Source organism: Anoxybacillus sp. J5B_2022 (genome assembly GCF_026847645.1).
Classification (GTDB): Bacteria; Bacillota; Bacilli; order Bacillales; family Anoxybacillaceae; genus Anoxybacteroides.
Genome location: NZ_JAPSMC010000076.1, coordinates 1 through 11,724, shown reverse-complemented (window position 1 = coordinate 11,724; position 11,724 = coordinate 1). Strand labels below are relative to the sequence as shown.

General features: G+C 39.1%; 9 protein-coding genes and 2 pseudogenes. 3 read left to right on the top strand and 8 right to left on the bottom strand.

All coding sequences use genetic code 11. The features are described 5' to 3' along the window. The 7 genes and pseudogenes from M4I42_RS15125 to rmlA all read right to left on the bottom strand — a co-directional run. Window positions 1-236, bottom strand: a pseudogene (locus tag M4I42_RS15125) (hypothetical protein); the annotation flags it as partial. A gap of 506 nt (window positions 237-742) precedes the next feature. Further along, window positions 743-2,149 carry an undecaprenyl-phosphate glucose phosphotransferase gene (locus M4I42_RS15120; RefSeq protein ID WP_268852912.1) on the bottom strand — a complete coding sequence of 469 codons (1,407 nt, stop codon included), beginning with the start codon at window positions 2,147-2,149 and terminating at the stop codon, window positions 743-745. Window position 2,150: 1 nt separating this feature from the next. Then, window positions 2,151-3,020 carry a glycosyltransferase family 2 protein gene (locus M4I42_RS15115; RefSeq protein ID WP_268852911.1) on the bottom strand — a complete coding sequence of 290 codons (870 nt, stop codon included), beginning with the start codon at window positions 3,018-3,020 and terminating at the stop codon, window positions 2,151-2,153. Window positions 3,021-3,101: 81 nt separating this feature from the next. Next, window positions 3,102-3,950: a dTDP-4-dehydrorhamnose reductase gene (gene rfbD / locus M4I42_RS15110; protein ID WP_268852910.1), complete on the bottom strand. Its 849-nt coding sequence runs from the start codon at window positions 3,948-3,950 to the stop codon at window positions 3,102-3,104. Next, on the bottom strand, window positions 3,947-4,969 hold the full coding sequence (gene rfbB, locus M4I42_RS15105) for a dTDP-glucose 4,6-dehydratase (protein ID WP_268852914.1): 1,023 nt from the start codon (window positions 4,967-4,969) through the stop codon (window positions 3,947-3,949). The genes rfbD and rfbB overlap by 4 nt, the downstream gene beginning before the upstream one ends. A gap of 15 nt (window positions 4,970-4,984) precedes the next feature. After that, window positions 4,985-5,536, bottom strand: a complete 552-nt coding sequence (gene rfbC, locus M4I42_RS15100) for a dTDP-4-dehydrorhamnose 3,5-epimerase (RefSeq protein ID WP_268852909.1) — start codon at window positions 5,534-5,536, stop codon at window positions 4,985-4,987. Continuing rightward, complete coding sequence (gene rmlA / locus M4I42_RS15095; RefSeq protein WP_268852913.1) at window positions 5,523-6,422, bottom strand: glucose-1-phosphate thymidyltransferase RmlA; 900 nt, start codon at window positions 6,420-6,422, stop codon at window positions 5,523-5,525. The genes rfbC and rmlA overlap by 14 nt, the downstream gene beginning before the upstream one ends. Before the next feature lie 268 nt (window positions 6,423-6,690). Between rmlA and M4I42_RS15090 the strand changes: the two genes are divergently transcribed. Together M4I42_RS15090 and galE are read left to right on the top strand one after the other, a co-directional pair. After that, window positions 6,691-7,650 (top strand): glycosyltransferase family 2 protein, encoded by a 960-nt coding sequence (locus M4I42_RS15090; RefSeq protein ID WP_268852908.1) that lies wholly within the window; start codon window positions 6,691-6,693, stop codon window positions 7,648-7,650. A gap of 510 nt (window positions 7,651-8,160) precedes the next feature. Beyond that, a complete protein-coding gene (gene galE / locus M4I42_RS15085; RefSeq protein WP_268852907.1) occupies window positions 8,161-9,192 on the top strand; it encodes a UDP-glucose 4-epimerase GalE in 1,032 nt (343 codons plus the stop codon). Window positions 9,193-9,402: 210 nt separating this feature from the next. On the opposite strand, the gene M4I42_RS15080 is transcribed toward galE, so the two are convergent. Further along, entirely contained in the window at window positions 9,403-11,067 is a 1,665-nt protein-coding gene (locus tag M4I42_RS15080) for an IS1634 family transposase (RefSeq protein ID WP_268852906.1), read from the bottom strand. A gap of 156 nt (window positions 11,068-11,223) precedes the next feature. Between M4I42_RS15080 and M4I42_RS15075 the strand changes: the two are divergent. Then, window positions 11,224-11,524, top strand: a pseudogene (locus M4I42_RS15075) (transposase); the annotation flags it as partial. Between the last annotated feature and the right edge of the window lie 200 nt (window positions 11,525-11,724).

The window sequence follows — 11,724 nt, the reverse complement described above, 5'->3', positions numbered from 1 at the left end:
TTGGTGATGAACCCAAAATAATCTATATCAACAACTACAGCCAGTGCATCTTTCTTTTTTGCATTTTGAATCACAAATACTTCATCTGAGACTCCATTTGAAAAACGATCAAGTATCTCTGATAATTTTTTTGTTCTAGAAAGATCCGTAACACTTAAAACATTCGTTTTCAAAAAATTCAATGTGTTTGTATTGGCAATAGGATATTGTTCTTTTGGCAATGTATGAACACCCACTTTCCATCCTCCTTTCTTTAGTATATGCATTATTATCTATATTATACACATAATTTTACACAAAAAACAACACATTTATTACCTATATTCCATTTGTTCATACATTCATTCTTTACATTCCTAACATATTTTAGGGCGTGACTGTCCACCTATTCAATGGATAATTGTACGCCACTAACACCGACGCCACATTTGCCAAAATTGCCGACTTGAACCCCTCCCAAACGAGCTTCAATCTCACGATGTTCACGCACTTTACCAATGGCAAAAACAAAAATCGCCCCTGTTCCAAACAGAACAGAGGCGTTCAAAAGTATAATATATATTCCAAACCTCGTTTAATACGAAAAAAAGAAACAGAGAGCCACTCAACGACTCTCTGTCTCTATAAAACTTCGACAAACTTCGGGGCGTGACAGGCACGCATCCCAATCACTCTGATTCCTTCACGTGAACGGAATGTATACTGTCTATTTTTTCTATCGCAGTGCAGCTCGCATCCCAGCCTAATATGCATTCTTATTCACTAATCCATTCGAAATCGTTTTAAAAATAATTTTAATATCAAACAACAGGCTCCAGTTTTCGATGTAGAAGATGTCATGCTCGATGCGAGCCTTAATGGACGTATCTCCGCGCAGTCCGCACACTTGCGCCCATCCGGTGATGCCAGGACGAACATGGTGCTTGATCATATATTTAGGAATTTCCTCTTTAAACTTTTCGACAAAATAAGGACGTTCAGGTCTTGGACCAACGACGCTCATATCGCCTTTTAATACATTAAAGAATTGCGGCAGTTCATCCAAACTTGTTTTCCGCAAAAATGCCCCAAACTTTGTCCTCCGCGGATCATTTTCCACTGTCCACTGCGTATCAGAAACCGACTGAGGCAAGTGTTTCATCGAGCGGAATTTGTACATATAAAACGTTCTTCGGTTCAGCCCGACCCGTTCTTGTTTAAAGATAATCGGTCCTGGAGAAGTCAGTTTGATTCCAATCGCAATCAATAACATAATCGGTGATGTGACAATAACCGCTATTAGAGCGAATATAATATCAAATGAACGCTTCAATATGCGATTCCTTAATTCATCCAACGGTACGTCCCTTACATTAATGATCGGTAAATCCCCGAAAATCTCGAAATGAGGAACAGCTGGAAGCATATCATAAAAATCAGGAATAATCGAAACTCGAACTCCCATTTTTTCACACACTGCAATAATTTCTCGATATTTCGGATATGCTTGCAGAGGAAGTGCAACAATTACTTCGTCAATTAACTGGTGGTCCAATACATGCTCAAGATCAGCAGTTTGTCCAATAATCGGTTTATAATGAGCAAACTCCGGTGCATGCTTCGTTCGAAAGTCATCTAAAAACCCAACGACCTCCAACCCGTATTCCGGATGCATCTGAAGATTTTCAAAATACTTTCTGCCAATCGATCCTGCACCAATAATTAAAACAAACTGTTTGTTATACCCCTTTTTTCTTAACTTGCGGAGACTTTGTTTTACAACGTAACGATAGATCGAAACTAACGTCAAATTCCATGCAAAATATAGCAATAGAAACGACCGCGACACATCAACAGTTTTAAAAGTAAAGAGCACGCTTAATAAAATAAACATGCTCAACGTATGTACTTGCAGTACCTTCGCTAACTCATTAGAAAATTTCTCTTTTCGTTTCGGCGCATACAACTCTACTAAATACCCTATGATAATAGCAATAGCACTATAAACCCAAATCCAAAACCAATAATCTTCCAATGGCAAATGACCGGCAACACCGTCGTGAAATACTTTAAACTTCAGCATCCAAGCTAAGAAAAAAGCGCCTTGCATCATCAAAACATCTGTAAATGCATAGAGCTTGGTTAAAAATCTCTCTCTCCCTCTGATCACCTTAACCACCTATTTTTCGAAAAGTGTTGATTATTGCAGAAAGCATGAACTTGGCTGTTATGCCCATATAAACGAAATAATTCACGATAAATGGATATTTTCTAGCATAATGCTTCTTATGGAATAAAAACATCGCCCGATGAAATTCATAAACAATTTTAAAAGGTTTCTTTTTGCTACTTGCCCCTTTGTAATGGATAATGCTTGTAAACGGGCAATAATAAATCTCCCAACCCGCCTGTTTGATTCGATAGCACCAATCGATATCTTCACCGTACATAAAAAATTCCTCATCTAACAATCCGACTTGCTCAATCACCTCTCTGCGCACCATCATAAATGCCCCTACCAAACAATCAATTGGATGCGGTTCGTTCAAATTCATATAGCCGAGATGATATTGATTAAATCGCCTGCTTCTTGGGAAAAGTCTCGCCAATCCCACTAAGTAGTAAAAAGAAGCCTCCGGAGTTGGAAATCCCCGATGACAAGCCCGGTCTAATTCTCCATTCGGCAAAACAACCTCGCAGCCGCTCGCCCCAACCTTCTTACTTTTATCCATAAATTCTATCATTTTCTCAATGGTATCTTCTTTTACAATTGTATCAGAATTTAACAACAAAATATAGCGTCCTTTCGACAATTTTATTGCTTGGTTATTTGCCTTTGAAAATCCTACATTTTGTTTATTTTCAATCACCACTATATTCGGGAACTTTCCCTTGAGGATACGGACGGAATCATCGGAAGAATGATTATCCACAACAATAATTTCATAACTATATTTTGTTTTAGATTTTAAGATCGATTCAATCGCCTCAACAGTTAGTTTCGGTGTATTGTAATTCACGATAATAATGCTAATATCCATTGTTTCACCCGCTTGTAAAAAATAATCCGGCCTAACTAACCGGATTATAGTAAATAATTGATCTATTGTAAATATATCACTTCAAATCCTAAAATCACTTTTCAAAAATTCTTTCAATGCTTCACGCCAATGTCTTAACATTGGAAACCCATTCACCTTCATCGCAAAATTGTCTAACACAGAGTATTTAGGACGTGCTGCCGGTCTAGGAAATTGTTCCGTCGTGATTGGATTTACTTTCACATGAATATTACTTTCTTCAAAAATAGCTTTGGCAAACTCGTACCAAGAACATGACCCACTATTTGTCGCATGATAAATTCCAAACTTCTCAGTTTGGACTAATTCAATAATAAAGCGAGCTAAGTCAACCGTATATGTAGGAGAGCCAATTTGGTCATTGACAACGCCGATTTCTTCTTTTTCTTTTGCTAACCGAAGCATCGTTTTGACAAAATTTTGCCCAAACTCTCCATATACCCATGCCGTTCTCACAATAAAATATCGCGAACATAATGATTTTGTCAGTTCTTCACCAGCATACTTTGATTTTCCGTATACCCCTAGTGGATTCGTTCGATCATATTCTCGATAAGGGGTCATCGAAGTCCCATCAAAGACGTAATCTGTGCTAATATAACATATTTTCGCCCCAACTTTTTCCGCTGCTATCGCCAAATTTCTTTGCCCAAACGCATTCACTAAATAAGCTGTTTCTTCCTCGATTTCCGCTTGATCGACTTTTGTATAAGCAGCAGCGTTTATAAGGATATCAGGCTTAATCTTTGTAATCGTTTCGTTTACTATGCTGTCATTCGTAATATCTAAGTCACTTTTTGTAAACGAATAGAGCTCAACGTTCGTTTGCTGCAATTGTCCTACAAGCTCTTGACCTAACTGCCCGTTTGCCCCCGTAACAACAATTTTCATGATGATCTCCCTAATTTCTGTCCATATTGTCTTTTATAATATTCTTTGTATTCACCTGATAAAATGTTTTCCCACCAAGAACGATTTTCTAAATACCAATTAATCGTTTGCTTTAGCCCTTCTTCAAACGTATATTTCGGCTGCCATCCTAATTCTTCACGGATTTTCGTCGCATCAATGGCATAACGCCGATCGTGACCAAGGCGATCCTCAACAAACGTAATGAGCGATTCCGGTTTATTTAAGTACCGCAAAATGGCTTTTACTACTTCGATATTCGTTCGCTCGTTATTGCCGCCAACATTGTATACTTCGCCGTTCTTCCCATGGTGCAACACTAAATCAATCGCAGAACAATGATCTTCCACATGAAGCCAATCACGAACATTCAAACCATCACCATAAACAGGGAGCGGTTGATTGTTTAAGGCATTAATAATCATCAACGGAATTAATTTTTCTGGAAAATGATAAGGACCGTAGTTATTTGAACATCTTGTAATATTCACTGGCAATCCGTATGTCTCATGATACGCCCGCACTAACAAATCTGCACCAGCTTTGCTTGCACTGTATGGACTGTTTGGAGCTAACGGTGTTGTTTCTGTAAAATATCCTGTTTCTCCTAATGTTCCATATACTTCATCAGTGGAAATCTGTATATATTTTTTCACACCATACTTTTTCGCTGCATCCAGCAACACTTGTGTACCTTGAACATTTGTCTTTATAAATATTCCTGGATCAGCAATACTACGGTCTACATGCGACTCAGCCGCAAAATTCACAACTGCATCGACACCTTCAGCAAACAGCGACTCAACTAACTCTCTGTTAGTAATATCACCTTTTACGAATCGATAGTTTGGCTCATTTTCAACTTCTTTCACATTCTCTAGATTCCCGGCATATGTAAGCGCATCTAAATTAATAATTTGATAGTTTGGGTATTTTTTTACCATGTAATTCACAAAATTACTGCCAATAAAACCTGCTCCACCTGTAATCAATACTTTCATCTGCATTTCCTTCCCCTAATAAGTGAAATTATTTTCTGCTTCTGCCAACCTAGGATGCTTACTATCTTTTTCAGACAGAATAGGAGAGTGAGTTGGCCAATCAATATTTAAATCTGGATCGTTCCAGCAAATTCCCCGATCATGTTCCGGTGAATAATAATTGTCTACCTTATATAACACTTCTGTATTCGGCACAATCGTACAAAATCCATGCGCAAATCCCTTTGGAACTAACAATTGTCGCTTATTCCATTCGCTTAAAATAAATCCTTGCCACTCGCCATAGGTTGGGGACCCTTTACGAATATCAACAATCACATCATAAATGGCTCCTCGAATCACCCGAACTAACTTCGTTTGAGCAAAGGGCTCAAGTTGATAATGAAGACCTCTTAACGTTCCAGATTCCACAGATAAAGATTGATTATCTTGAACAAATTGATAATCTAGTCCTAGTTCTTTAAAAACTTTCTCATTATAACTCTCCATGAAAAATCCACGATGGTCACCAAAAACTTTTGGCTCTATAAGAAAGACATTGTTAAACTTCGTTTCAATAATTTTCAACTAATTCACCTTCTTTACTAACCCGATTGGCAATATCGAGCAAATATTGCCCATAACTATTTTTCTTCAAAGGCTCGGCTAATTTTAGGAGTTGTTCTTTAGAAATGTAACCTTTACGATACGCAATCTCTTCAAGACACGCCACCTTTAAACTTTGCCTTTTCTCAATTGTTTCAATAAAAAGCGAAGCCTCGAGTAACGATTCGTGTGTTCCCGTATCCAGCCAAGCAAAACCACGCCCAAGCAATTCAACATGAAGCTCTCCGAGTTCTAAATACGCCCTATTTACATCCGTAATTTCAAGTTCCCCACGAGCAGAAGGCTTAAGCGACTTAGCAATGTCAATGACACGATTATCATAGAAATATAAACCCGTCACCGCATAGGTAGACTTAGGCTTTTCCGGTTTCTCTTCAATAGAAATAACTTTACCATTCTTGTCGAATTCGACTACACCAAAACGTTCAGGATCTTTTACATTGTAACCAAATATGGTGGCTCCACTTTTTCTGGATGCCGCTCGCTCCAACATCGCCGTAAATCCATGACCGTAAAAAATATTATCTCCAAGAATCAGGGCCACATGATCATTCCCAATAAACTCTTCCCCAATAATAAACGCTTGTGCCAATCCATCAGGCGATGGTTGAACAGCATAAGATAAAGATATTCCCAAGTCACTACCATCGCCAAGAAGTTGCTCAAAACGCGGCGTATCCTCTGGAGTGGAGATGATAAGAATATCTCGGATGCCCGCTAGCATTAAAACTGATAATGGATAATAGATCATTGGTTTATCGTATATTGGTAATAGCTGCTTAGATATTACCTTTGTCAAAGGGTATAGGCGTGTGCCGCTACCGCCTGATAAAATAATTCCTTTCATCATAACTCACACCTTTTAAGTCATAAAGTAGAGTCTCATATTTTATTAATTAATTCTACTGCTTACAAATAAATGATATATGAAATCCCATCGTTAATTATGTAATTTTAACCAATTTCGTATATACAAAAAGATACCGTTTTTGTATAATGAAAGTGACTATTCATATAAATACATAAAATAAAAAGGTATTTTCTGCTTCTAAACATACCACGTTTCCGAATTTTGTTCAATTTACTCATTGATATAGAAAACAGGTGGAATACATATGCCAACGATTACAGTACAAATTGTTACGTATAATAGTGAAAAATACATTAACGATTGTCTAGAGTCTGTTCGTGCACAGTCTTATCCCATCACAAACATTATAGTTATCGATAATGCTTCAGATGATTCTACCGTAGAAATAGTCGAGAAACATGATGATATATTGTTAGTAAAAAATCAAAATAATAATGGCTTTGCTGGTGGGCATAATCAAGCTTTACAATTATCATCTTCTGATTATGTTCTCGTTTTAAACCCTGATGTTTGTTTACATAGCAATTATATCGAAGAAATAATAAAAGTTATGGAAATTAACCCTAGTATCGGGATGGGAACTGGAAAGTTATATAGAGATTATAAAAAACGTTTGCTTGATAGCACAGGTATTATAATAAAGAAAAATCGTCGTGCATTCGATCGAGGAACTGGACAAATAGATAATGGTCAATTCGATAAAGACGTTGAAATATTTGGGGTTTCAGGGGCAGCAGCTTTATATCGGCGTCAAATGATAGAAGATATTTCTATAAACAATCAATTTTTTGATGAATCTTTCTTTGCTTACAAGGAAGATGTAGATGTCAGTTGGCGAGCAAGAATCTTTGGTTGGAACAGTATATTTGTTCCAAATGCGATTGCCGAACACAAAAGAGGCTGGAATGAACAAAAAAAACGATCGGATGTACCAATGAAAATTAGAAAACATTCATATGTCAATAGATACTATTGTATTTTAAAAAATGACCACCTGTTGTACATTTTATTACATTTACCTGCAATTTTAATTTATGAGTTCATTATTCTTTCCTATGCCGTTTTAAAAGAGAGAGAATTGTTAAAAGCATGGACACTTTTTAAAAATGAATATTCCAATATGATTCTTAAAAGAAAAAAAATACAGCGCGCACGAAGAACTTCACTTAAAAATATTTATAAATTTTTTAGAGGGATATGGTAGCCAATAAACAAATAGAATCGAATCTCTTACATAAGAGTAGGCTATTATAAACATTAATTCATACCTTGGAGTTTATCCTAATCTACTTATAAATCCCTCGACATATAAACGTGCATAATCATTGTGGTATGTATAACGTAATCTTGAATATACAGGATGCGACTTTTAATATTATCAAGAAATTTGTCTATATAAGTTGCAATAAAGATTTTCCGATTGTTCGATTCTGTTTTCCTTCATAACAAGTCATTTTGATAGAATGCAGCGGGCGTTCTACTGGATGTAAAACAAAGTTTCAACTTATATATGTTTAATATGTATAAAAAAGCTTATATATCTAACTTCGTGATAATCATACATATTAACACTGAAAGACTTGATTTTTGATTCTTTAATCGCTTGATTAATCGTTTGACATTTTCACAAAACCTATACATCGGTCAGATAGAATCTCCAAGTTAGATTTATACAAAATTATAATTCTTAAATAATTATCGGGGGGGATTTGTAATGGCAATACTTGTAACTGGAGGCGCTGGTTATATCGGTAGTCATACTTGCGTCGAATTATTAAATGCAGGTTATGAAATTGTCGTGATTGATAATTTCTGTAATAGCAAACCCGAATCATTAAAGCGTATAAGCGAAATTACTGGGAAAGAGTTTAAGTTTTATAAAGTCGATTTGCTTAATAGAGATGAGTTAGAAACAGTGTTTTCAGAAAATAAAATTGATGCCGTGATTCATTTTGCTGGTCTTAAGGCAGTCGGTGAATCGGTAGAAGTTCCTCTTCGCTATTACCACAACAATATTACTGGTACACTTATACTGTGCAATGTTATGCAAAAGTATGATGTGAAGAAAATGGTTTTTAGTTCTTCGGCTACGGTATACGGTATGCCAGAACGCGTGCCAATTTCAGAAGATTTCCCACTTCATCCGACCAATCCTTATGGTCGAACAAAATTTATGATTGAAGAAATTTTACGAGACCTATACGTCTCCGACAAGAAATGGGGGATTGCTCTTTTACGCTACTTCAACCCGATTGGTGCCCATCCAAGCGGTCGTATTGGTGAAGACCCAAATGGCATTCCGAACAATCTAATGCCTTATATTACCCAAGTGGCCATTGGAAAGTTGAAGGAATTACGAGTGTTTGGAAACGACTATCCTACCGTAGATGGAACAGGTGTCCGCGATTATATTCATGTCGTTGACCTTGCACTAGGGCATCTTAAGGCACTTGAAAAGGTAATGACAACACCGGGTGTCGATGCTTATAACCTTGGTACAGGAAAAGGATATAGCGTTCTTGAGATTGTTTCAGCCTTTGAAAAAGCATCAGGTGTTAAGATTCCTTATAAAATTGTCGGACGTCGACCTGGCGATGTCGCGATCTGCTACGCCGATCCAACGAAGGCAAAAGAAGAACTAGGCTGGGTAGCTGAAAGAGGAATCGAAGAGATGTGCGCGGATTCATGGCGTTGGCAATCTAATAACCCAAACGGTTATATTTCAGAGTATTACCTCGTCACTTGATATGTAGTCCTCAGCGTACAGGATATTTACCAAAAAGCCAATTAAAATAAGGGTCAACCTAATGAGATAAATCTATCTTATTTCAACAGTTTGAATCCAAATGGTTCAGCAAGTCCCCCCCGAGTTCGACACTGACTAGGCAAACAAATCGTTCACCAGCCCTTGTGGGGCAAGGGCTGGTGAACGATTGGGCATACTTCACGCGTGTATCTAGGAGTTAGGCTGAATGTCTAGGATTCTTGGAGGAGGCTCCACCCCTACAGCCGCAAAGATTTGACGCTGTTTGGCCGTAAGCTCCGTGCACTGATACAAATCTCCATATTTCGAAGAAAAATGACCTAAAGTCAGTCGTTGCAGTTCGTCTCGCACCTTTCGCCACGATTCCCCCGTACGAATTTCCACGATTCGAACCAAAAGGAGAGCCAGCCAGCTGAGCAGCACATGCGCACGAATGCGGTCTTCCAAGCGATGATACATCGGCCGCAATTCGAGGGTGGATTTGAGCGTCCGAAAGGCATCTTCGACATCGACCAGTTGTTTATATCCAAGCGCCACTTCTTCGGCTGACAATGTATCGTCAGACGTTCGGATGAGATATTTCCCATCATATTTCTCCGCATCGCGAATTGCCTGTTTATCGATGCGAAGCGTTCCATCTTTTAATTGACGCAAATATTTTCCATAAGAAGGGTGAGCACGTAAACGACATGTCGCCTTATGATGGGCTTCATTCGGCAGCTGCCGGAGCCCCTCTAATTCCTCCTGCAGCGCCTCCAACAGCTTCTTTCGCTCTTGCCGTTGACGCTCGGCTTCTTTCGGATTGTACACCAACACATAGCGCTGGCGCGCCTCTCCATCTCCAACGATGATCTCTTTGACATGTAAGTTTTCCCGAACTTGGTGATACCGGCCCCGGCGGCTCATTGCTTCTTCCGTGGCGGCCTTTCCGAATCGCATTTTTTCGCCGGCGATGTAATGTCCGCCCGCCTGTTGTAAGGTTCGCAAGTTTTCCTCGGAAGAAAACCCCCGATCCATCACACTGACAACACGTCCCAGTTTCCAACCGATCAAGTCTTTTTTTACCTGCCCGATCACCGTCATATCCATGGTATTTCCCGGCCATACCCAAGCGCGAATCGGGATGCCTTCGCGGGTGACGGCAAGCCCAATGACCACTTGCAAGAGATCGGGACGCTTATCTTTCGAAAAGCCCTGTTTTCGGAAGGTCTCATCTTCCGGTGCTTCGGACGGATCCACTTCAAAATAGGAAGAGGTGGTATCAAAGTAAATCAAATCCACTTCCAAGTTCAATAGATCTGCGACGGAATAGAACACTTGACGTTCCAGTTCCGATTGCACCGCAAGCAATTCATCCATCGCCCGATACAGTTGGTGGCTCGCCACTTCTGGAAGATCCGGAATATAGACTTCATCTTGAACCCAGTCCTCCATCGCTAATTTGCTGGAAGGATGAAGCGCCCGATTCGCTGCCATCGCGAAAATCAACCGTTCTAAGGGGATTGGGTGATGACGGGAAGCAAATAGCTTCTCGAGAATCTTATCGAATCCCAATTGATCCCAAAGTTGATGCAACAACCAGACGCCGCCAAGGCGTTTGCAGGATTGGAATAAAAAATCAGACGCTTCTCCAATTGCTTCCCGTGTTTCCCATGCTTGCTTGGGAGAAAGGAATCGCGAGATGCTTTTGGCCAGACGTTCCAGAACGGCACGGTCGACTTCGTCTTCCCGTCCGAAAGAATAGATCACCTTAGCTTTTGCATATTTGGCTTTCGGATCCCATTCGTTATGAGCAAGCTGGAGATAAGCCGTTGTGGTGCCATTTTTGTTTTTCCGTGTTACTCGTCGAATATACATGCCTATATTTTATTTATATTAAAAGTATAAATTTACAAAACGTGTGCCTATGAAATTTAACGTTTTTTTCTAGGGGAGTGATTTTCAAATCCTTGATAGAACAGGGATTTCCAAATTTTGTTTGCCTAAAATGGGCTTAAAACTGTCGAACTCGGGTACCCGAGAGAAGTCCAATCTTGGGCGAATGAGTTGGATGTCCTCCTCACCTTTATGGACTATCCAATCCAATCAGCATTCGAAGTGTAATTTACACGACTAATGCCATTGAACGAACGATAACGATCAAGGAGATTCGGAAACGTCTAAAGCCGATGAACAGTTTAAGTAGCTTAGAAGCCGCTGAAAAAGTCGTATATTTGACCATCAAAGATTTTAATGAAAAATGGGCAGAAAGTTACGAGGATTTGCCGAAGCTCATGAAGCCCTTCAACGAATGTTTGAAGAGTGTTATCATTAACTAAATACTGTAAATGAACAAACCAAGGGCTTCTCCCTTTCCGCACAGGAGACTGAATATTGAGTCTCCTGTACGGAGGAAACCGGTACCCTATCAATTCCAAATCCATTTCAGAGATACCCTATCTATATATGCTCATTGAAAAGTTAACCTTCGTATAAGTGGTGCCCACTCCGGTTATACTGCTCCTAAGGAAAAGA

Bases quoted from the DNA above. Each gene is read 5' to 3' on its own strand.
- M4I42_RS15115 (WP_268852911.1), bottom strand. From the start codon at position 3,020: ATGGATATTAGCATTATTATCGTGAATTACAATACACCGAAACTAACT.
- rfbB (WP_268852914.1), bottom strand. From the start codon at position 4,969: ATGAAAGTATTGATTACAGGTGGAGCAGGTTTTATTGGCAGTAATTTT.
- rfbD (WP_268852910.1), bottom strand. From the start codon at position 3,950: ATGAAAATTGTTGTTACGGGGGCAAACGGGCAGTTAGGTCAAGAGCTT.
- rmlA (WP_268852913.1), bottom strand. From the start codon at position 6,422: ATGAAAGGAATTATTTTATCAGGCGGTAGCGGCACACGCCTATACCCT.
- galE (WP_268852907.1), top strand. From the start codon at position 8,161: ATGGCAATACTTGTAACTGGAGGCGCTGGTTATATCGGTAGTCATACT.
- M4I42_RS15080 (WP_268852906.1), bottom strand. From the start codon at position 11,067: ATGTATATTCGACGAGTAACACGGAAAAACAAAAATGGCACCACAACG.
- M4I42_RS15090 (WP_268852908.1), top strand. From the start codon at position 6,691: ATGCCAACGATTACAGTACAAATTGTTACGTATAATAGTGAAAAATAC.